General features: G+C 69.9%; 19 protein-coding genes. 9 read left to right on the forward strand and 10 right to left on the reverse strand.

All coding sequences use genetic code 11. The features are described 5' to 3' along the window. Positions 1-28: 28 nt before the first annotated feature. Positions 29-361, forward strand: coding sequence for a type II toxin-antitoxin system PemK/MazF family toxin (locus tag ABFX81_RS27645; protein WP_086846068.1), 333 nt, complete (start codon positions 29-31; stop codon positions 359-361). A gap of 245 nt (positions 362-606) precedes the next feature. Here the strand turns inward: ABFX81_RS27645 and ABFX81_RS27650 are convergent, their stop codons facing one another. After that, positions 607-2064: a non-reducing end alpha-L-arabinofuranosidase family hydrolase gene (locus ABFX81_RS27650; RefSeq protein ID WP_346138861.1), complete on the reverse strand. Its 1458-nt coding sequence runs from the start codon at positions 2062-2064 to the stop codon at positions 607-609. A 558-nt stretch (positions 2065-2622) separates the two neighbouring features. Between ABFX81_RS27650 and ABFX81_RS27655 the strand changes: the two genes are divergently transcribed. Beyond that, on the forward strand, positions 2623-3054 hold the full coding sequence (locus tag ABFX81_RS27655; protein WP_346138823.1) for a DUF3320 domain-containing protein: 432 nt from the start codon (positions 2623-2625) through the stop codon (positions 3052-3054). A 63-nt stretch (positions 3055-3117) separates the two neighbouring features. Here the strand turns inward: ABFX81_RS27655 and pgl are convergent, their stop codons facing one another. The 5 genes from pgl to tkt are packed head-to-tail and all read right to left on the reverse strand — an operon-like array spanning position 3118 to position 9780. Further along, positions 3118-3903: a 6-phosphogluconolactonase gene (pgl, locus tag ABFX81_RS27660; RefSeq protein ID WP_086846062.1), complete on the reverse strand. Its 786-nt coding sequence runs from the start codon at positions 3901-3903 to the stop codon at positions 3118-3120. Continuing rightward, positions 3900-5015 carry a glucose-6-phosphate dehydrogenase assembly protein OpcA gene (gene opcA, locus ABFX81_RS27665; RefSeq protein WP_086846060.1) on the reverse strand — a complete coding sequence of 372 codons (1116 nt, stop codon included), beginning with the start codon at positions 5013-5015 and terminating at the stop codon, positions 3900-3902. The genes pgl and opcA overlap by 4 nt, the downstream gene beginning before the upstream one ends. After that, positions 5012-6535 (reverse strand): glucose-6-phosphate dehydrogenase, encoded by a 1524-nt coding sequence (gene zwf / locus ABFX81_RS27670; protein ID WP_086846058.1) that lies wholly within the window; start codon positions 6533-6535, stop codon positions 5012-5014. The genes opcA and zwf overlap by 4 nt, the downstream gene beginning before the upstream one ends. Before the next feature lie 4 nt (positions 6536-6539). Then, on the reverse strand, positions 6540-7658 hold the full coding sequence (tal, locus tag ABFX81_RS27675) for a transaldolase (protein ID WP_086846056.1): 1119 nt from the start codon (positions 7656-7658) through the stop codon (positions 6540-6542). A 34-nt stretch (positions 7659-7692) separates the two neighbouring features. Continuing rightward, a complete protein-coding gene (gene tkt / locus ABFX81_RS27680; RefSeq protein ID WP_086846054.1) occupies positions 7693-9780 on the reverse strand; it encodes a transketolase in 2088 nt (695 codons plus the stop codon). A 383-nt stretch (positions 9781-10163) separates the two neighbouring features. Between tkt and ABFX81_RS27685 the strand changes: the two genes are divergently transcribed. From ABFX81_RS27685 to ABFX81_RS27695, 3 genes are all read left to right on the forward strand, one after another. Beyond that, a complete protein-coding gene (locus ABFX81_RS27685; protein ID WP_346138862.1) occupies positions 10164-11081 on the forward strand; it encodes a heme o synthase in 918 nt (305 codons plus the stop codon). A 69-nt stretch (positions 11082-11150) separates the two neighbouring features. Beyond that, positions 11151-11483, forward strand: a complete 333-nt coding sequence (locus tag ABFX81_RS27690) for a hypothetical protein (protein WP_086846050.1) — start codon at positions 11151-11153, stop codon at positions 11481-11483. Positions 11484-11634: 151 nt separating this feature from the next. Then, on the forward strand, positions 11635-12741 hold the full coding sequence (locus tag ABFX81_RS27695; RefSeq protein ID WP_086846047.1) for an amidohydrolase family protein: 1107 nt from the start codon (positions 11635-11637) through the stop codon (positions 12739-12741). 17 nt (positions 12742-12758) lie between these two features. On the opposite strand, the gene ABFX81_RS27700 is transcribed toward ABFX81_RS27695, so the two are convergent. Genes ABFX81_RS27700 through ABFX81_RS27715 form a run of 4 tightly spaced genes read right to left on the reverse strand, consistent with a single transcriptional unit; the run spans position 12759 to position 16347 of the window. Beyond that, positions 12759-13808 carry a COX15/CtaA family protein gene (locus ABFX81_RS27700; RefSeq protein WP_381033222.1) on the reverse strand — a complete coding sequence of 350 codons (1050 nt, stop codon included), beginning with the start codon at positions 13806-13808 and terminating at the stop codon, positions 12759-12761. A gap of 4 nt (positions 13809-13812) precedes the next feature. Next, positions 13813-14529 (reverse strand): ABC transporter permease, encoded by a 717-nt coding sequence (locus tag ABFX81_RS27705; protein WP_086846077.1) that lies wholly within the window; start codon positions 14527-14529, stop codon positions 13813-13815. 50 nt (positions 14530-14579) lie between these two features. Next, positions 14580-15503 carry an ATP-binding cassette domain-containing protein gene (locus ABFX81_RS27710; RefSeq protein WP_086846043.1) on the reverse strand — a complete coding sequence of 308 codons (924 nt, stop codon included), beginning with the start codon at positions 15501-15503 and terminating at the stop codon, positions 14580-14582. Positions 15504-15534: 31 nt separating this feature from the next. After that, on the reverse strand, positions 15535-16347 hold the full coding sequence (locus tag ABFX81_RS27715) for an AAC(3) family N-acetyltransferase (RefSeq protein WP_086846042.1): 813 nt from the start codon (positions 16345-16347) through the stop codon (positions 15535-15537). A gap of 161 nt (positions 16348-16508) precedes the next feature. On the opposite strand from ABFX81_RS27715, the gene ABFX81_RS27720 reads away from it, so the two are divergent. Genes ABFX81_RS27720 through ABFX81_RS27735 form a run of 4 tightly spaced genes read left to right on the forward strand, consistent with a single transcriptional unit; the run spans position 16509 to position 20262 of the window. After that, entirely contained in the window at positions 16509-17252 is a 744-nt protein-coding gene (locus ABFX81_RS27720; protein WP_086846040.1) for an ArsR family transcriptional regulator, read from the forward strand. Next, entirely contained in the window at positions 17249-18670 is a 1422-nt protein-coding gene (gene sufB / locus ABFX81_RS27725) for a Fe-S cluster assembly protein SufB (RefSeq protein ID WP_020273984.1), read from the forward strand. Before ABFX81_RS27720 ends, sufB begins: the two co-directional genes overlap by 4 nt. Positions 18671-18727: 57 nt before the next feature. Continuing rightward, a complete protein-coding gene (gene sufD / locus ABFX81_RS27730; protein WP_086846037.1) occupies positions 18728-19948 on the forward strand; it encodes a Fe-S cluster assembly protein SufD in 1221 nt (406 codons plus the stop codon). Then, positions 19945-20262: a non-heme iron oxygenase ferredoxin subunit gene (locus ABFX81_RS27735; protein WP_086846035.1), complete on the forward strand. Its 318-nt coding sequence runs from the start codon at positions 19945-19947 to the stop codon at positions 20260-20262. Before sufD ends, ABFX81_RS27735 begins: the two co-directional genes overlap by 4 nt. Positions 20263-20265: the final 3 nt, after the last annotated feature.

Consider the following 20265-nt stretch of genomic DNA (forward strand, 5'->3'; position numbering starts at 1 on the left):
GGCGCGCCGTCCCGTATCAGGAGGACATATGCGACGTGGCGAAGTCTGGTGGGCAGATTTCAACGAGCAGCGGGCAGTCGTACTGCTGTCGGGAGAAGAGGCGTCCGGTTTCTTGGCGATGCAGGTCGTCGCTCCCGCGGGCACCGATCTCAGCGGCGTGGCCGTTGAGGTGGCTGTAGGTGCCCCCGAAGGACTGCCTCTCGAAGGCGTCCTGAGAGTCGCACTTCCACGTCCCGACCTCATCCCTTGCACTTGGCTGGTCACCCTGGCCAGGGAAGACCTGATCGGGCAGGCGGGCGTCCTGCCGTCCGCGAAGCTCAGCGAGATCGAGGATGCTCTTCGTCTCGGTGGACTCAGGTAGGCAGAGAGGGATGGACGCCGCCGATGGCGCGGCCGGTCTCGTCGAGACACGTTCCGCGTCTCGTGGTCGACCAGGGCGAGGCCACCGCCATCCGGGTTCTCCACGTGGCGGCGGGCTCGGCCTTGCACCGAGCCCGCCGCTCCAACTCCACCCGTTCCTGATCGCTCACCGTGACGCTCACCCGGTTCGGCGTACGTCGTTGCCCGCGAACGTCAGGAACACCAGGACCTGCGTCACGCCACCGGCTAGCGCTGCAGCGTCAGTACCCCCGGCCGGTACGGCAGGAGGCCGTAGTCCATGCCGTCGGTGCGGGGGTCGCGCCCCTGGTAGAGGAACTGCAGATTGCAGAGATCAATGGTCTTGGTCTGGTCGGGGTTGGTGCGAACCACGTCGCCGTGGCTGATGTCCCTGGTCCAGGCCGTCGCGCCGCTGTTGGCACTGCCGGCGAAGGGGCTGGTCACGGTCTCGGCCTGCGGCTGCGGTGTCCACGTGCCGCCGAGGCTGGTGGCCGTGAACGAGCGGAAGTAGCGACCATACCCTGTGTAATTCTGGGCCTCGACGATCATGAGGTACTGGTTCTGACCCTGAACCTTGTAGACCTCGACCGCCTCGAACAGGTTGAGCGCCGTGTCGCTCATGATCTTCGTGAACGAACCGAAGGTGCCCGGGAAGTTGCCGATGGGCATGCTGGCGCGGTAGACGCCGCCCTCATCGTCGACGAAGAACATGTACATGTTCGTATCGTCGCCGATGAGGGTCACGTCGAGGGGGCCGACCTTCCGGCCTTCAACGTCCGGGAGGGTGGTCGTGAAGAGTTCCTGCTGCGGGCCCCAGCCGTTGGGGTTGGTGGGGTCGCTCGAGGTGCGGTAGGAGAAGCTGTACGGCCAACCCCCGTTGTAGGCGAGCACCCAGAGGTTCTTCGGGGCGAAGTAGAACAGCGTCGGCGCGATGCCATCGAAGGGAATCGTGTTCTGGGTGGCGGTGGCCATGTCGGACCAGTTCGTGAAGGGGCTGAAGGTCATCAATCCCCAGCGCCCATCGTTACCGGCGAGAGTGTTGTGCGTCGTGGCATAGACGATGTGCTTGCCGTTGTGGACGACGCTGGTGAAGTCCTTGAGCGAGGCCCACCCCGCCTTCGGCTCCGCCAGCGGGCCGGTCGATGTCCAGCGGTACGTCGACGGAAGAGCACACGCGTTGCCCGTCCTTGAAAGGCCGGTCCACTTCTGGTTGGTGCCGCCGTGGCACGACCAGATCTGCACCCCCGTGCCGTTGGCCTTACCCCAGCCCGAGACCTCCAGGCACAGCCCGGACCGCACGCCGACGATCGTGCCGTCGGAGTTCACCCGCCACTGCTGGTTGTCACTGCCGTTGCACGTCCAGATCTGCACCGGGGTCCCGGACGTCGTGGCGCCGCCCCGGACATCCAGGCACTTGTTGCCGTACACGGTCAGCTGGTTGCTGTCCGTCAACGTCCACTGCTGGTTGATTCCACCGTGGCAGTCCCAGATGTGCACGTTCGTGCCGTCGGTCTGGCTGAAGCCCGCCACATCGAGGCACCGGCCGGAATCAACACCGCGCACGTCGCTGGTGGTGGCCGCCTGAGCCGGACTGGCGACGAGCAGCGCCGCCAACGCGGCCAGGGCCGCGACCACGGCAGCGAGCACTGCGGATGGGCGACTGAGACTGAAACTACGTCTGTGCATAAGGACCTCGTCATCCTTGAGCAAGCGACTCCGGTTCGGCCCGCCAGAGGCTGTCCGGTTGCCGGTGTGGTGCGGCCCTAGAGTGTTCGATATAGCGAACGCGGGTCGAAGTGTCGAGCAACTGGATAATAGGGTTCCGGTGATCAGCGTCAATGCCTCTCGCGAAATCCGCGGGCAGGAACGTTCGCAGGCTGAAACCAGGCGACTTCAAGTCCCTTGGTGGTACGGGTCTTTGACTGAGGGGCAGGTAGCGGTGCGGGCGCGGGCTTGGTGATCATTACGTCGCCGTAGCCAGGTCAGGGCGGTCGGCGAGCGGCTGGGCCTGGACGCCCTCGGCGCACAGCAAGCTGGAGCCGCTGCGGGCGAAGACCAAGCTCACCGACTGCGGCTGGCCGGACAAGCGTCCCGACGGCAGGTTCACCGTGCAGCGGGGGCGGGCAGACCGTGGTGTCTCAAGGTGTCGGCCGAGGGGGTTGAGCGGGCGTCCAGGGCTGTGACCGGGCAAGAGCGATGCGGGTCAGGGGGAGGGGCGTAGAGGCGGACGAGAGCAGCCGCGGCGTGGACCTCCACGAGGACCTGCTGGTGCAGCGGGCCCGAGAGGCCTGGGGGGTGGCCCGGGCGGGCAACCGCATTCGGGACGACGTCCGGGAGGTGGCACGTGCCCTGGCCGACTCGGGATCGGTCGTCTCGGACGATGCCTTCTTCCACGCGGAAGGGCTCAACCCGTTGAAGGCGCGGCATCCGGGGGACGGCGAGACGGTGCGCAAGGTCGTGCACATCGCCCCGGCCGAGCGGTACGTGGCGTTGGCCGAGCTGGCCGCCGAGTGCCCCGGCATGTCGCGCGACGAGCTGATCAAACAGGCCTGTGAGTTCTTCGGCTGGCGCCGCACGGGCAAGGACATCCGCGACTGCCTGGCTGCCGGCATCGAGGAACTGCACAGGCAGCGGCGGCTGGAAGGCGGGCCGGAGCGCATCAGAGCGGCTCGCTGAAGACGGGCCCTCAGTCGAGGAGACGAAGAGTGGGGCGGAGGCCCAGAGCCTCCGCCGCACAGCTCACGCCGAAGCCGGCGGATACAGGGAACGCGGCAGTTGGGAAGCCGCTGCCGCGTCCAGCAGCCACAGCGTCCGGCTGCGGCCGTACGCCCCGGCCGCCGGCGCCTGGATCTCCCCCGCGCCCGAGAGCGCGATCGCCGCGGCCTGGGCCTTGTCCTCGCCCGCGGCCAGGAGCCACACCTCCCGCGCCGCACGAATCGCCGGCAACGTCAGTGTCACCCGGGTCGGCGGCGGCTTCGGCGCGCCGTGGACACCGACGACCGAACGGTCGAGTTCGCGCACCGCCGGCAGCTCGGGGAACAGCGACGCCACGTGCGTGTCCGGCCCGACCCCCAGCATGAGCACGTCGAACGTCGGCACGGGCCCGTGGTTCTCCGGGCCCGCCGCCCGCGCCAGTTCCTCCGCGTACGCGGCCGCCGCCGCGTCCACGTCGGTGCCGTAGGGGCCGTCCGACGCGGGCATCGCGTGCACCCGCTTCGGATCGAGCGGCACCGAGTCCAGCAGTGCCTGACGCGCCTGCGTGACGTTGCGCTCCGGGTCGCCCTCGGGCAGGAACCGCTCGTCACCCCACCAGAGGTCGAGCCGGCTCCAGTCGATCGCGTCCCGGGCGGGCGCCGCGGCCAGGGCGGCCAGCAGGCCGTTGCCGTTGCGGCCGCCCGTCAGGACCACGGACGCCGAGCCCCGGGAGGCCTGCGCGTCCACGATCCTGGTGATCAGCCGGGCCGCCGCGGCCTGGGCCATCAGCTCCTTGTCGCGGTGGACGACCAGCTGCGGTGCCGTACTCACTTCGTCGGTGCCTTCCTTACCGGTTCCAACCTGGGCGGTTCCTGCTTCACCGGTGCCTGCGCCGTCGCTTCCGCAGCGGGAGCTTTCGCAGCCCTTTCGACGGGAGCGGGGAGGGCGAGCCGCCCCCGGTCGTCACTTTTGGGCTCCCCTTTGGCCACCGGCTCTTCCTTCGCCGGAGCCGGCCAGGACGCCTTCAGCCGGTCCACCCCGTACCGCAGCGCCGACGCGTACGTGTCGTCCGGGTCGAGCCGCCGCAGCTCCTCCGCGATCAGCTCGGCCGTCTCCCGGCGCTTGAGCGCCACTCCGCGGGCCGGCTGGCCCTCGATGGAGAGGGTCGCGAGGGACCCGTCGGCACGGTCCAGGGTGATCGCGCCGCAGGTGGTGTCCATGCGGACCGCCGTCAGACCGGGGCCGCCGGACAGCGAGCGCTTCACCGGGACGTCCAGCCGGTCCGCGAGCCACATCGCCAGCAGCTCGCAGCTCGGGTTGAACTCCTCGCCCTCCACCTCGACGGCACGGACCTCGCAGGTGACCTGGTCGAGGGCGGCCGCCAGCATGGAACGCCAGGGCGTGATGCGGGTCCAGGACAGGTCCGTGTCGCCGGGGGTGTAGGTCCCGGAGCGGGTGGCCAGGTCCCGTACCGGCTGCTCGGAGGCGTAGGTGTCGGTGACGCGGCGCTGGGCGAGGGCACCCAGGGGGTCCTTCGCCGGGTCGAGCGGCGCGCTCACCGGCCACCACACCACCACCGGGGCGTCCGGCAGCAGCAGCGGCAGCACCACCGACTGGGCGTGGTCGGCGACCTCGCCGTACAGCCGGAGCACGACCGTCTCCCCGGTGCCGGCGTCGGCGCCGACCCGGACCTCCGCGTCCAGGCGGGACTGCGTACGGTCGCGGGGCGAGCGGGAGACGCGCCTGATGACCACGAGGGTGCGCGAGGGATGCTCGTGCGAGGCGTCGCTCGCGGCCTTCAGCGCGTCGTAGGCGTTCTCCTCGTCCGTCACGATGACCAGCGTGAGCACCATCCCGACCGCCGGGGTGCCGATCGCCCGGCGGCCCTGCACCAGCGCCTTGTTGATCTTGCTGGCCGTGGTGTCCGTGAGGTCTATCTTCATGGCCGGCGCCAGCTCCGTCCGTGTCGCTCGAGCATTTCGTCCGCCTCGACGGGCCCCCAGGTACCGGCCGGGTACTGGGCGGGTTTGCCGTTGTTGTCCCAGTACTCCTCGATCGGGTCGAGGATCTTCCAGGACAGCTCGACCTCCTCGGTACGCGGGAAGAGGTTCGAGTCCCCGAGGAGAACGTCCAGGATGAGACGCTCGTACGCCTCCGGACTGGACTCCGTGAAGGACTCGCCGTACGCGAAGTCCATCGACACGTCCCGGATCTCCATCGACGTGCCCGGCACCTTCGAGCCGAAGCGGACCGTGACGCCCTCGTCCGGCTGGACGCGGATGACGATCGCGTTGGAACCCAGCTCCTCGGTGGCCGTCGAGTCGAAGGGGGAGTGCGGGGCCCGCTGGAAGACGACCGCGATCTCCGTGACGCGGCGGCCCAGGCGCTTGCCGGTGCGCAGGTAGAAGGGGACGCCCGCCCAGCGGCGGTTGTCGATCTCCAGCTTGATGGCGGCGTAGGTGTCGGTCTTCGAGGAGGCGTTGATGCCGTCCTCCTCCAGATAGCCGCGCACCTTCGTGCCGCCCTGCCACCCCGCCGCGTACTGGCCGCGCACGGTGTCCCGGCCCATGTCCTTGGGCAGCTTCACCGCGCCGAGCACCTTGGTCTTCTCGGCGGCCAGCGCGTCCGCGTCGAAGGAGGCCGGCTCCTCCATGGCGGTGAGCGCCAGGAGCTGGAGCAGGTGGTTCTGGATGACGTCACGGGCGGCGCCGATGCCGTCGTAGTACCCGGCCCGGCCGCCGATGCCGATGTCCTCGGCCATCGTGATCTGCACGTGGTCCACGAGGGACCGGTTCCAGATCGGCTCGAACATCGTGTTGGCGAAGCGCAGCGCCAGGATGTTCTGGACGGTCTCCTTGCCCAGGTAGTGGTCGATGCGGAAGACCTGGTCCGGGGCGAAGACCTCGTGGACGACCTTGTTGAGCTCCTCGGCCGACTTCAGGTCGTGCCCGAAGGGCTTCTCGATGACCGCGCGCCGCCAGGAGCCGCCCTTCTGGTCGGCCAGCCCGTGCTTCTTCAGCTGCTGGATGACCACCGGGAAGGACTTCGGCGGCACGGACAGGTAGAAGGCGAAGTTGCCGCCCGTGCCCTGTGCCTTGTCCAGCTCCTCGATCGTGGAGCGCAGCCGCTCGAACGCGTCGTCGTCGTCGAACGTGCCCTGCACGAAGCGCATTCCCTGGATGAGCTGCTGCCAGACCTCCTCGCGGAAGGGCGTGCGGGCGTGCTCCTTGACCGCGTCGTGGACCTCCTGTGCGAAGTCCTCGTGCGCCCACTCGCGGCGGGCGAAGCCCACCAGCGAGAAGCCCGGCGGCAGCAGACCCCGGTTGGCGAGGTCGTACACGGCGGGCATGAGCTTCTTCCGGGACAGGTCGCCCGTGACGCCGAAGATGACCAGGCCCGACGGCCCCGCGATACGCGGGAGCCGTCGGTCCGCGGGGTCACGCAGCGGGTTGCTGCTCGACACCTGTTCAGCCCTCCGAGGGGGCGAGGCGCTGAAGCTCGGCCTCGGTCGACTTCAGCAGGTCGGTCCAGGACGCCTCGAACTTCTCGACGCCCTCCTCCTCCAGCAGCTGGACCACGTCGTCGTACTTGATCCCGAGCCTCTCGACCGCGTCCAGGTCGGCGCGGGCCTGCTCGTACGTGCCGGCGATGGCGTTGCCACGGATCTCACCCTGCTGCTCGGTGGCGAACAGGGTCGCCTCCGGCATGGTGTTCACCGTGTTCGGGGCCACCAGTTCGTCGACGTACAGGGTGGGCTTGTACGCCTTGTCCTTGACACCGGTGGACGCCCACAGCGGACGCTGCTTGTTGGCGCCCGCCTTCTCCAGGGCGTTCCAGCGGTCCGAGGAGAAGACCTCCTCGTACGCCTGGTAGGCCAGACGGGCGTTGGCGACGCCGGCCTTGCCGCGCGCCGCCTTGGCCTCGTCGGTGCCCAGCGCGTCGATCCGCTTGTCGATCTCGGTGTCCACGCGGGAGACGAAGAACGACGCCACGGAGTGGATCTGGGACAGGTCCAGGCCGCGCTCCTTGGCCTTCTCCAGGCCGGTCAGGAACGCGTCCATGACCAGGCGGTAGCGCTCCAGCGAGAAGATCAGCGTGACGTTGACGCTGATGCCCAGGCCGATGGTCTCGGCGATGGCCGGGATGCCCGCCTCGGTCGCCGGGATCTTGATGAGCGTGTTGGGCCGGTCCACCAGCCAGGCGAGCTGCTTGGCCTCGGCGACCGTCGCCCGCGTGTTGTGCGCCAGGCGCGGGTCGACCTCGATCGAGACCCGGCCGTCCTGGCCACCGGTGGCGTCGAAGACCGGGCGCAGGATGTCGGCGGCGTCGCGGACGTCCGCCGTCGTGATCATGCGGATGGCCTCTTCGACGGTGACCTTGCGGGCGGCGAGATCGGTCAGCTGCGTGTCGTAGCCGTCGCCCTGCGAGATCGCCTTCTGGAAGATCGACGGGTTGGTGGTGACGCCCACGACGTGCTGCTGGTCGATCAGCTCGGCGAGGTTGCCGGACGTGATCCGCTTGCGCGACAGGTCGTCCAGCCAGATCGCCACGCCTTCCTCGGAGAGGCGCTTGAGTGCGTCTGTCATGGAAATTCCATCTCCTACGTGTCGTATATAAGCGTCAGCGCTGAGCTGCGGCGATCGATTCCCGCGCGGCGGCGGCCACGTTCTCGGGAGTGAAGCCGAACTCGCGGAAGAGGACCTTGCCGTCGGCCGAAGCACCGAAGTGCTCCAGGGAAACGATGCGGCCGGCGTCGCCCACGTACTTGTGCCAGGTGAGACCGATACCGGCCTCCACCGCGACACGGGCCCGGACGGACGGCGGCAGGACGCTGTCCCGGTACCCCTTGTCCTGCTGCTCGAACCACTCCACGGACGGCATGGACACCACGCGCGTGCGCACGCCGGCGCCCTGGAGCTGCTCGCGCGCCTCGACGGCGACGTGCACCTCGGAGCCGGTGGCGATGAGGATGACCTCGGGCTCGCCGCCGTCGGCCTCGAACAGGACGTAACCGCCCTTGGCGGCATCGTCGTTGGGCTCGTAGGTCGGCACACCCTGACGGGTCAGCGCCAGACCGTGCGGCTGGCCCTTGCCGAACTCCTTCGTCCAGCGCCCCAGGATCTCGCGCCAGGCGATGGCCGTCTCGTTGGCGTCCGCCGGGCGCACGATGTTCAGGCCCGGGATGGCGCGCAGCGCGGCCAGGTGCTCGACCGGCTGGTGGGTCGGGCCGTCCTCGCCCAGGCCGATGGAGTCGTGCGTCCACACGTACGTCACCGGCAGGTGCATCAGCGCCGACAGCCGCACCGCGTTGCGCATGTAGTCGGAGAAGACCAGGAACGTGCCGCCGTAGATCCGGGTGTTGCCGTGCAGCGCGATGCCGTTCATCTCGGCGGCCATCGCGTGCTCGCGGATACCGAAGTGGATCGTGCGGCCGTACGGGTCCGCCTCCGGCAGCGGGTTGTCCGCCGGGAGGAAGGAGCTGGTCTTGTCGATCGTGGTGTTGTTGGAGCCGGCCAGGTCGGCCGAGCCGCCCCACAGCTCGGGGACGACCGCGCCGAGGGCCTGGAGGACCTTGCCGGAGGCGGCACGCGTGGCCACACCCTTGCCGACCTCGAAGACCGGGATCTTCTCCTCCCAGCCGGTGGGCAGCTCACCCTTGGCGATCCGGTCGTACTCGGCGGCGCGCTCGGGGTTGTTGTCCCGCCACTGCTGGTACGCCTTCTCCCACACCGCGCGGGCCGCCTGGCCCCGCTCCAGCGCCTTGCGGGTGTGCGTGATGACCTCGTCGGCGACCTCGAAGCTCTGCTCCGGGTCGAAGCCCAGCACCCGCTTGGTCGCGGCGACCTCGTCGTCGCCCAGCGCCGAGCCGTGCGCGGCCTCGGTGTTCTGCGCGTTCGGGGCCGGCCAGGCGATGATCGAGCGCATCGCGATGAACGACGGCCTGTCCGTGACCGCCTTGGCCTTCTGGATCGCCTCGAAGATCGCGGCCGGGTCCAGGTCGCCGTTCTCCTGAGGCTCCACCCGCTGCACGTGCCAGCCGTAGGCCTCGTACCGCTTGGCGGTGTCCTCGGAGACGGCCGTCTCGGTGTCGCCCTCGATCGAGATGTGGTTGTCGTCCCACAGCAGGATCAGGTTGCCGAGCTTCTGGTGGCCCGCCAGCGACGAGGCCTCGGCGGAGATGCCCTCCTGGAGGCAGCCGTCACCGGCGATGCAGTAGACGAAGTGGTCGAAGGGGGACTCGCCCTCGGGGGCCTCCGGGTCGAACAGACCACGCTCGTAGCGGGCGGCCATCGCCATGCCCACCGCGTTCGCGACACCCTGCCCGAGCGGGCCGGTCGTCGTCTCCACACCGGTCGTGTGCCCGTACTCGGGGTGACCCGGCGTCTTCGAACCCCAGGTGCGGAAGGACTTCAGGTCATCCAGCTCCAGGCCGAAACCGGCCAGGTACAGCTGGGTGTAGAGGGTCAGGGACGAGTGGCCGGCGGACAGCACGAAGCGGTCCCGCCCGACCCAGTCGGCGTCCGCCGGGTCGTGCCGCATCACCTTCTGGAAGAGGGTGTAGGCGGCAGGCGCGAGACTCATCGCCGTACCCGGATGGCCGTTACCGACCTTCTGTACGGCATCGGCGGCCAGGACACGCGCGGTGTCGACGGCCCGCTGGTCCAACTCGGTCCACTCGAGGTCTGTTGTGGTCGGCTTGGTGCTCACCCTGGGTCAGGGCTCCTCTCCACATGTCGGATGCCGGTGTATCGGGGCGTCCACCGGCCGCAGCCGAGCCTACCCCCGTGGGACGTGCGTTCTTTCGAGTCACTCCAGAGTGCCGGGACACGTTTCGATACGCCTCCTGACTGGGCCGTATCCCATTCGACAGGTGAATACGGAGCCGCTCATCCGGGTGCTCAATCGAGCTTCCGCACGCCCTTCCGAAGCCGCCCCCCAACACGAGTCGACCCCCGCGAATGTCCGACTCTGGGCAACGTCTAAAGTGGCGTGGTACGCGCGAGCCTTTACCGGGACTTCACACGGGTGAGGCTTGCTGGGATGTCTCTGTAGGGGTGTGCGTGACGGCCGTTGAATCCCGTCCAGCGGGGATGATCGGGACGGACCAGAGCCCGGCCCACCGGCCGTTCGGGGCCCGTGTCAAGGCGTTCGTGGCTCTCACCAAGCCGCGAATCATCGAGCTGCTGCTGATCACCACCGTCCCGGTGATGTTCCTGGCGCAGCAGGGCGTGCCCGACCTGACGCTGGTGCTGCTGACCTGCGTCGGCGGTTACATGTCCGCGGGCGGCGCCAACGCGCTCAACATGTACATCGACCGCGACATCGACGCGCTGATGGACCGCACCTCGCAGCGGCCGCTGGTCACCGGCATGGTCAGCCCGCGCGAGTGCCTCGCCTTCGGCATCACCCTGGCCATCGCCTCGACGCTGCTGTTCGGTCTCACCGTGAACTGGCTGAGCGCCTGGCTCGCCCTCGGCGCGCTCCTCTTCTACGTCGTCGTCTACACGATGATCCTCAAGCGCCGTACCTCGCAGAACATCGTGTGGGGCGGCATCGCCGGCTGCCTGCCCGTGCTGATCGGCTGGTCCTCGGTCACGAACTCCATGTCGTGGGCGCCGATCATCCTGTTCCTCGTCATGTTCTTCTGGACACCGCCGCACTACTGGCCGCTGTCCATGAAGGTCAAGGAGGACTACGCGCGCGTGGGCGTGCCGATGCTGCCGGTGGTGGCCTCCAACAAGGTCGTCGCCAAGCAGATCGTGATCTACAGCTGGGTCATGGTCGCCGTCTCGCTCCTACTGACCCCGCTCGGCTACACCGGCTGGTTCTACACGTCGGTCGCCCTGCTGGCGGGCGGCTTCTGGCTCTGGGAGGCGCACGGCCTGCAGAACCGCGCGAAGGCGGAGGTGACGGGCGCGAAGCTGAAGGAGATGCGCCTGTTCCACTGGTCGATCACGTACGTCTCGCTGCTGTTCGTGGCCGTCGCGGTCGACCCCTTCCTGCGCTGACACAGCGCTGACGTACGTCACACGGCCCTGCTCTCGCCAGTCGATCTACTGGTGAGTAGCATCCTGGTCATGGCAGAGACGCAGCAGGCAGACCCGAAGGCCGAGCGCAAGGCGGCCCGGCTGGCCAAGCAGATCAGCTCCTTCTCCAAGGCCCACGGCGGCGCCGAGGGCCAGGTCGCCTACCTCGGCGACCGCGGCGCCCGCATCGTCCTGGTCGGCGAGGACGGCAACTGGGGCGACCTGGTGGCCCCGTCCCACGAGATCGCCGAGAAGGCCGTGGAGAAGTCCGGCATCACGACCCACGAGTCCTTCGACGGCGAGTTCGCCGCCAAGGTGAAGACGGGCCGATACGAGTGGTCGCGCATGGCGGGGATCCAAGTCGGCGGGCCTAAGAACAACTGACCCTTTTAGGGGCGCGGGGAACTGCGCGACCAGCCACAGCCGTCCCGCACCCGCCGAACACACCGGTCCTCCCACGACGGCCCCGCGACCTCAACCCCGGTTCACCCGTTAAGACCCTCAGGAACAACAGGGTCCACACCGGGGAGCCCGGATGATCGAAACGCCGTCCCTAGTGGACCAGTACTGCCACGGAGTACTCCGCACGGAGCTGGGCCTCGGCACCTTCGAGGCCCACCTCTCCCGCACGGAGGGCCCACCCGCCCCCGGCACCACCCTCTTCGACACCCAGACCGGCTTCGCCGTGCGGCGCTGGTGCCCACCCCTGCTCGGCCTCGAACCGCACTGCACGCCCGCCCGCTACCTGGCCCGCCGCCGCGAACTGGGTGTCCTGGAGTCCGCCCGCCGGCTCCTGCGCGGCAGCGGCATCACGACCTACCTGGTCGACACGGGCCTGCCCGGTGATCTGACCGAACCCGGCGAACTGGCCTCCGCCGGAGCCGCCGAGGCCCGCGAGATCGTACGGCTGGAGCTGCTCGCCGAACAGGTCGCCGACACCTCCGGGACCGTCGAGTCCTTCCTCGCCAACCTCGCCGAGTCCGTGCACGCCGCCGCCGCGAACGCCGTCGCCTTCACGTCGGTCGCGGGCGTACGGCACGGCCTCGCGCTCGCGCCGGAGCCGCCCGGGCCGGGGGAGGTGCGGGGGGCCGTCGGCCGCTGGCTCGCGGGGCGCGGTGTCGGCGGGGAGCTGAGCGACCCCGTGCTGCTGCGGCATCTGCTGTGGAGCGCGGTCGCCTCGGGGCTGCCGCTCCAGCTGCACGCGGGGCTCGGCGCGCCGGGCCTGCGGATCGACCGTACGGATCCGGTGCTGCTGACGGGCTTCGTCCGCGCTACGGCCGGTCTGGGCACGGACCTCGTCCTGCTGAACGGCTACCCGTACCACCGGCACGCCGCCCACCTGGCCGGTGTCTTCCCGCACGTCTACGTCGACTCAGGGGCCGCCCTGGTCCGCACCGGCGCCCGCGCCGCGACCGTCCTCGCGGAGATCCTGGAGCTCGCCCCCTTCGGCAAGATCCTCTTCTCCACCGGTGCCCAGGGGCTGCCCGAGCTGCACGTGGTGGGCGCCCGGCTGTTCCGCGAGGCGCTCGGCCGGGTGCTCGGCACCTGGGTCGCCGAGGGCGCGTGGTGCCTGGCCGACGCGCAGCGGGTGGCGGGGATGCTGGCGTCGGGGAACGCGCGCCGGGTGTACGGGCTCGACTGAACCCGGCAGGGCGGCTTCTAGGCCTTGGTCAGGGTCGCCTCGGGCGCGGGGCCGGGCACGTCGGCCACGACCTCCGGCCGTTCGCGCAGCGACAGCACCACCCGCAGCACCCAGATCCACATCACGGCCGAGCCGAACATGTGCAGGCCGACCAGGACCTCGGGCAGGTCCGTGAAGTACTGGACGTAGCCGATGACGCCCTGCGCGAGCAGGATCAGGAACAGTTCGCGGGTGCGGTTCAGCGGGCCGCGCGGCGCGTCGACCGCCTTGAGGACGAACCACAGGGCGAACGTCAGCGTCACCACGATCCACGCCAGCACGGCGTGCAGCTTGCTCACCGTCTCCCAGTCGACCGGCATCCGCTCGACCTCGCTGGAGTCGCCGGCGTGCGGGCCCGCGCCCGTGACCACCGTGCCGACCAGGATGAGCAGCACGGCGGCGGCGACCAGGAACCACACCAGCTGCCGCACGGCCTTGCCGACCAGCGGGCGCGGCGGCGTGTCGCCCTCACGGGTGCGCTGCCACATCACCGTGGCCACCGCGATGAGCGCGGACGTGGCCACGAAGTGCGCCGCGACCGTGTACGGGTTGAGCCCGACCAGCACCACGATGCCGCCGAGCACCGCGTTGCTCATCACGATCCAGAACTGCGCCCAGCCCAGCCGGGTCAGGCCGCGCCGGTACGGCTTCTGGGAGCGCGCGGCGATGATCGCCCAGCCGACGGCGGCGCACAGCACGTACGTCAGCATGCGGTTGCCGAACTCGATGGCGCCGTGGACGCCCATCGCGCTGGTCGCGGTGAGCGAGTCGGCGGTGCACTTGGGCCAGGTCGGGCAGCCGAGGCCCGAGCCGGTCAGCCGTACGGCTCCGCCGGTGACCACGATGAGCACCGACATCACGATCGCGGAGAGGGCCGCGCGCTGGACCGTCCGGGGTTCCGGGGTCCAGCGTTCGGCGATGAAGGCGAGGGGGTTGCGCAGGGCCGCCCTGGCGTCGGCGGGGGTCACTTTTGGCACGCGACCCATCGTAGGACGCCGCTTGTGCACGCTTTCACGAGGGTCCGTCATGGCCTCACTCCCAGCGGAAGAACCGTCCGGCCGCCGCCAGCCCGACGACCGCCCAGACGCTCAGGATCCCCAGGTCGGCCCAGGGCATCCCGGCCCCGTGCTGGAGCACGTCCCGCAGGCCCTCGGACAGGGCCGAGATGGGCAGCAGGCCGAGCAGGTCCTGCGCGGCGGAGGGGAACTTGTCGAGCGGCACGATCACCCCGCCGCCGACGAGCAGCAGCAGGAACACCAGGTTGGCGGCGGCGAGGGTCGCCTCGGCCTTCAGCGTCCCGGCCATCAGCAGACCGAGGCCCGAGAAGGCCGCCGTACCGAGGACCAGGAGCAGCAGGACGGCGAACGGACTGCCCTGCGGCGACCAGCCGAGGGCGAACGCGATCACCGTCAGCAGGATCACCTGGAGCACCTCGGTGACCAGCACGGACAGCGTCTTCGCCGTCATCAGGCCCCAGCGCGGCAGAGGCGAGGAGGCGAGCCGCTTCAGGACGCCGTAGCGGCGCTCGAATCCGGTCGCGATCGCCTGCCCGGTGAACGCCGTCGACATCACCGCGAGCGCGAGGATGCCGGGGGCGAGGAAGTCGACGGCCTCGCCGGCGCCCGTGTCGACGATGTCCACGGTGCTGAAGAGCACCAGGAGCAGGGTCGGGATGACGACGGTCAGCAGCAGCTGCTCGCCGTTGCGCAGCAGCATCTTCGTCTCGAGCGCGGCCTGGGCCGCGATCATGCGGGGGAGGGGCGCGGCCCCCGGCTTCGGCGCATAGGTGCCGGTGGCGGTCACGAGCGCAGCTCCTTGCCGGTGAGCTCCAAGAAGACGTCCTCCAGGGTGTGCCGCTCCACCGAGATCCTCTCCGGCATCACGCCGTGCTGGGCGCACCAGGAGGTGACCGTCGCGAGCAGTTGCGGGTCGATCTTGCCGACGACGCGGTACGAACCCGGCGTCAGCTCGGCGGCCGAGCAGTCGGCGGGCAGGGCCTTCAGCAGCGAGCCGACGTCCAGCCCGGGGCGGCCGGAGAAGCGGAGCGTGTTCTCGGCGCCGCCGCGGCACAGCTCCTCCGGGGAGCCCTGGGCGATGACCCGGCCCGCGTCGATGATCGCCACGTCGTCGGCGAGCTGCTCGGCCTCGTCCATGTAGTGGGTGGTGAGGATCACGGAGACACCGTCGTCGCGCAGGTCCCGGATCAGGTCCCAGGTGGCGCGGCGGGCCTGCGGGTCGAGCCCGGCGGTCGGCTCGTCCAGGAACACCAGCTCCGGGCGTCCGACCACGGCCATCGCGAGGGCGAGCCGCTGCTGCTGCCCGCCCGACAGCCGCCGGTACGTCGTACGGCCGCAGGAGCCGAGCCCGAGGCGTTCGATGAGCGCGTCCACGTCGAGGGGGTGGGCGTGCAGCTTGGCCACGTGACGGAGCATCTCGTCGGCGCGGGAGCCCGAGTAGACGCCGCCGGACTGGAGCATCACGCCGATGCGGGGCCGCAGGTCCCGGGACTGTCCGACCGGGTCGAGGCCCAGGACGCGCACCGTGCCGGAGTCCGGCTTCCGGTACCCCTCGCAGGTCTCGACCGTGGTCGTCTTGCCCGCCCCGTTGGGGCCGAGCACGGCGGTCACGCCCTCCCGGGCCACCAGGTCCAGCCCGTCCACCGCGGTCTTCGTGCCGTACCGCTTCACCAGGGCCTGGACCTGGACCACGGGCTCACTTCGCATGGGTCCAGAGTCTAGGTTCGTGCGGCCCGGCTCAGACCGGCGGGTGCAGGTACTCCTCGTCCCGGGGGCGGTGGACGGCCAGCCACTGTTCGGCGTAGGCCACCGCGTCCGCCACCGGGAACAGCCGCGCCTCGGCCGCCCCGACCTTTCCGCGTACGACGGGACGGTCCCGCTCGAAGTCGTAGCCCAGCTCGTCGAAACGGTCGGAGCTGATCGACACCTCGGTCACGGTCTCCCAGCCCTCGGGGCCCGGCCGGCCCACGGCGACGCGCGGGGACGGTATCCGGTACTCGGCGAGGTGGAAGCTGGTGCAGGAGGCGTAGCCGGCGCCGAGCAGCAGGACCCGGGCGCCCATGGCCTCCAGCTTCGCGAGCGGGCTGCGCTCGCCGAGCCGGCAGTCGGGTGCGTGGCCCTCGACCACCTCCGCCGCGCGCGGGCCGACGGCCGCGAACGAGGTCTGGGGATGGGCGCTGCGCAGCGCGCCGGGCCAGGTGCGCACGGTCTCCGGGACGACGCCGACCCCGCGCGCAGGGGTGATCCGGGGGTCGTAGGCGGGCATCGTGGCGCGGATGGCCGCCCACCATTCCGGGGGCAGGGGCGGGTTGCCCCACAGGGCCGGGTCGGAGAGGTGGCCGGTCTGCGTCGGAACCACCAGCGTGCCCTCCGGGCCGAGCGCGTCGAGCAGTCCCTGCACGACCGCGACGGCCCCGCCGTTGACCCAGCCGAGGGAGCTGAGCGAGGAGTGCGCGAGGAGGGTCTCACCTGGGCGCACACCCAGCTCGGACAGCTGCGTGCGCAGGGTGTCCCGGGTGACAAGAGGGCCGGTCGGAGGGGGTGCGGACATGGTTCGGGAGTGTCCCCGAAGCGGCATCGGCATGCCACCGGTTTGATCGATCAGAGATCGTTTCCGCAGGTCAGGTTAGCTTTACCTAAGTGACGCAGGGCACCCCCCGGGTGGCCGGACGTCGCTTGCCCGGGCCCGATGAATTACGCAACAATGGCGTTGTGAAAAACGTCGGCGAGGCTCGGGAGAACCCCACGGGGACCCCTCAGGAGGAGCTCGCGACCGGGGAGCGGTCCACCCGCAACCGAGTCGCGCGGTCCATCCTGGACCACGGGCCGTCGACCGTCGCCGAACTCGCCGAGCGTCTGGGTCTCACCCAGGCGGCCGTGCGCCGGCACCTCGACGCCCTCGCGGGCGACGGTGTCGTCGAGGCGCGCGAGCAGCGGGTCTACGGCGCACGCACCCGCGGCCGGCCGGCCAAGGCGTTCGCCCTGACCGACTGCGGCCGGGACGCCTTCGACCAGTCGTACGACAAGCTGGCGGCGGACGCGCTGCGCTGGATCGCCGACCGCGAGGGCGGGAACGAGGCGATCGCCGCCTTCGCCCGCGCCAGGATCGCCGCGCAGGCGGGCGCGTACCGCGAGGCGGTCGAGGCCGCCGCGCCCGAGCAGCGGACGGAAGCGCTGGCCAAGGCGCTGAGCGCGGACGGGTACGCTGCTACGGCGCGCAGCGCGCCCCACCCCCAGAAGGGTGAGCAGCTCTGTCAGCACCACTGCCCGGTCGCCCACGTCGCCGAGCAGTTCCCGCAGTTGTGCGAGGCGGAGACGGAATTTTTCGCCGAGTTGCTCGGTACACACGTACAGCGGCTCGCCACCATCGCGCACGGCGACGGCGTCTGCACGACGTTCATCCCCAAGATTTCCCACAACGCATCTGCAAGCACGGCCGGGAGGAACCCCGCATGACTCTCCCCACGGAGACTGCCCACCCTGAGCTCGAGGGCCTGGGCAAGTACGAATACGGCTGGGCCGACTCCGACACGGCCGGCGCCTCTGCCAAGCGCGGCATCAACGAGGACGTCGTCCGCGACATCTCCGCCAAGAAGAACGAGCCGGAGTGGATGACCAAGCTCCGCCTCAAGGGCCTGCGCCTCTTCGAGAAGAAGCCCATGCCGAACTGGGGCTCGGACCTGTCGGGGATCGACTTCGACAACATCAAGTACTTCGTGCGCTCCACGGAGAAGCAGGCGGCCTCCTGGGAGGACCTGCCCGAGGACATCAAGAACACGTACGACAAGCTGGGCATCCCCGAGGCCGAGAAGAACCGCCTCGTCGCCGGTGTCGCCGCGCAGTACGAGTCGGAGGTCGTCTACCACCAGATCCGTGAGGACCTGGAGGAGCAGGGCGTCATCTTCCTCGACACCGACACGGCCCTGAAGGAGCACCCGGAGCTCTTCAAGGAGTACTTCGGGACCGTCATCCCCGTCGGCGACAACAAGTTCGCGTCGCTGAACTCCGCCGTGTGGTCGGGCGGCTCCTTCATCTACGTGCCGCCGGGCGTCCACGTGGAGATCCCGCTCCAGGCCTACTTCCGTATCAACACGGAGAACATGGGCCAGTTCGAGCGGACGCTGATCATCGTCGACGAGGGTGCCTACGTGCACTACGTCGAGGGCTGCACCGCCCCGATCTACAAGTCGGACTCGCTGCACTCCGCGGTCGTCGAGATCATCGTCAAGAAGAACGCCCGCTGCCGCTACACGACCATCCAGAACTGGTCGAACAACGTCTACAACCTGGTCACCAAGCGTGCCGTGGCCTACGAGGGCGCGACCATGGAGTGGGTCGACGGCAACATCGGCTCCAAGGTGACGATGAAGTACCCGGCCGTCTACCTGATGGGCGAGCACGCCAAGGGCGAGACGCTGTCCATCGCCTTCGCCGGCGAGGGCCAGCACCAGGACGCGGGCGCCAAGATGGTCCACATGGCGCCGAACACCTCGTCCAACATCGTGTCGAAGTCCGTCGCGCGCGGTGGCGGCCGTACGTCCTACCGTGGTCTGATCGAGATCGGCGAGGGTGCCGCGGGCTCCAAGTCGAACGTGCTCTGTGACGCGCTGCTGGTCGACACGATCTCCCGCTCGGACACCTACCCCTACGTGGACGTCCGCGAGGACGACGTGTCCATGGGCCACGAGGCCACCGTCTCCAAGGTCTCCGAGGACCAGCTCTTCTACCTGATGAGCCGCGGTCTGAGTGAGTTCGAGGCGATGGCGATGATCGTGCGCGGCTTCGTCGAGCCCATCGCCAAGGAGCTCCCCATGGAGTACGCGCTGGAGCTCAACCGGCTGATCGAGCTGCAGATGGAAGGCGCGGTCGGCTGACGCCCACCGCAGTCCCATCAAGCCCTTACGTAACGGAAAGCGAGCACTACGACAGCCATGGCTGAGGCTCAGAACTCCCCCACCCTCGAATCCGCTCGGGCGGGGGGACCCCCACCGGTGGGTTCTACCACCACCGGCTCGATCGCGGTGGCGGCCGAGTCGACCGTCGCCACCCGCATGAGCGCGCCCCCCTCCTTCGACGTGGCGGACTTCCCCGTCCCGCACGGCCGTGAGGAGGAGTGGCGGTTCACCCCGCTGGAGCGCCTGCGCGGCCTGCACGACGGCACCGCCGTCGCCACCGGCAACGGCGTGAAGGTCGACGTCCGGGCACCCGAGGGCGTCACCGTCGAGGCCGTCGGCCGCGACGACGCGCGGCTCGGCAAGGCCGGCACCCCGGTGGACCGCGTCGCCGCCCAGGCCTACTCGGCCTTCGAGAAGGCCTCGGTCGTGACCGTGCCGAAGGAGACCGTCCTCACCGAGCCGATCCGCATCGCGGTGCACGGCGAGGGCGGCACCGCCTTCGGCCACCAGGTGATCGAGCTGGGCGCCTTCGCCGAGGCCGTCGTCGTCATCGACCACACCGGTGACGCGGTGCTCGCCGCCAACGTCGACTACCTCCTGGGCGACGGCGCCAAGCTGACCGTCGTCTGCGTCCAGGACTGGGACGACAAGGCCGTCCACGTCGCCCAGCACAACGCGCTCGTCGGCCGCGACGCCTCCTTCAAGTCGGTCGTCGTCACCTTCGGCGGCGACGTCGTCCGGCTCCACCCGCGCGTGCAGTACGCCGGCCCCGGTGGCGAGGCCGAGCTGTTCGGCCTGTACTTCACGGACCGGGGCCAGCACCAGGAGCACCGCCTCCTGGTCGACCACAACGTCCCGCACTGCAAGTCGAACGTCGTCTACAAGGGCGCGCTCCAGGGCGACGGCGCCCACGCGGTGTGGATCGGCGACGTGCTCATCGAGGCCAAGGCCGAGGGCACCGACACGTACGAGATGAACCGCAACCTGGTCCTCACGGACGGGGCGCGCGTGGACTCCGTACCGAACCTCGAGATCGAGACCGGCGAGATCGTCGGCGCCGGCCACGCCTCGGCCACCGGCCGCTTCGACGACGAGCAGCTCTTCTACCTCATGGCCCGCGGCATCCCGGAGCACGAGGCCCGCCGCCTGGTGGTCCGCGGCTTCTTCGCCGAGCTGGTCCAGCAGATCGGCCTCCCGGACATCGAGGAGCGCCTGATCGCCAAGATCGAGGAGGAGCTGGAGGCCGCGGTCGGATGACCTTCGTACGCGCCTGTGGACTCGGCGAGCTGGAGGAGGACACCCCGAAGCGGGTGGAACTCGACGGCACGCCCGTGTCCATCGTGCAGACCGAGGGCGAGGTGTTCGCGATCCACGACATCTGCTCGCACGCGAACGTCTCCCTGGCGGAGGGCGAGGTCGACGACTGCCACATCGAGTGCTGGCTGCACGGCTCGCGCTTCGACCTCCGCTCCGGCAAGCCCGACGCCCTTCCCGCGACGCGCCCCGTCCCCGTATACCCCGTAAAGATCGAAGGGGACGACGTGCTCGTCTCCCTCACCCAGGAGTCCTGAGGC

The sequence above is a fragment of the Streptomyces coeruleofuscus genome (assembly GCF_039532725.1).
Classification (GTDB): domain Bacteria; phylum Actinomycetota; class Actinomycetes; order Streptomycetales; family Streptomycetaceae; genus Streptomyces; species Streptomyces coeruleofuscus.

Bases quoted from the DNA above. Each gene is read 5' to 3' on its own strand.
- ABFX81_RS27645 (WP_086846068.1), top strand. From the start codon at position 29: ATGCGACGTGGCGAAGTCTGGTGGGCAGATTTCAACGAGCAGCGGGCA.
- ABFX81_RS27650 (WP_346138861.1), bottom strand. From the start codon at position 2,064: ATGCACAGACGTAGTTTCAGTCTCAGTCGCCCATCCGCAGTGCTCGCT.
- opcA (WP_086846060.1), bottom strand. From the start codon at position 5,015: ATGAAGATAGACCTCACGGACACCACGGCCAGCAAGATCAACAAGGCG.
- tal (WP_086846056.1), bottom strand. From the start codon at position 7,658: ATGACAGACGCACTCAAGCGCCTCTCCGAGGAAGGCGTGGCGATCTGG.
- ABFX81_RS27685 (WP_346138862.1), top strand. From the start codon at position 10,164: ATGATCGGGACGGACCAGAGCCCGGCCCACCGGCCGTTCGGGGCCCGT.
- ABFX81_RS27690 (WP_086846050.1), top strand. From the start codon at position 11,151: ATGGCAGAGACGCAGCAGGCAGACCCGAAGGCCGAGCGCAAGGCGGCC.
- ABFX81_RS27695 (WP_086846047.1), top strand. From the start codon at position 11,635: ATGATCGAAACGCCGTCCCTAGTGGACCAGTACTGCCACGGAGTACTC.
- ABFX81_RS27700 (WP_381033222.1), bottom strand. From the start codon at position 13,808: ATGACGGACCCTCGTGAAAGCGTGCACAAGCGGCGTCCTACGATGGGT.
- ABFX81_RS27705 (WP_086846077.1), bottom strand. From the start codon at position 14,529: ATGATCGCGGCCCAGGCCGCGCTCGAGACGAAGATGCTGCTGCGCAAC.
- ABFX81_RS27710 (WP_086846043.1), bottom strand. From the start codon at position 15,503: ATGCGAAGTGAGCCCGTGGTCCAGGTCCAGGCCCTGGTGAAGCGGTAC.
- ABFX81_RS27715 (WP_086846042.1), bottom strand. From the start codon at position 16,347: ATGTCCGCACCCCCTCCGACCGGCCCTCTTGTCACCCGGGACACCCTG.
- sufB (WP_020273984.1), top strand. From the start codon at position 17,249: ATGACTCTCCCCACGGAGACTGCCCACCCTGAGCTCGAGGGCCTGGGC.
- sufD (WP_086846037.1), top strand. From the start codon at position 18,728: ATGGCTGAGGCTCAGAACTCCCCCACCCTCGAATCCGCTCGGGCGGGG.
- ABFX81_RS27735 (WP_086846035.1), top strand. From the start codon at position 19,945: ATGACCTTCGTACGCGCCTGTGGACTCGGCGAGCTGGAGGAGGACACC.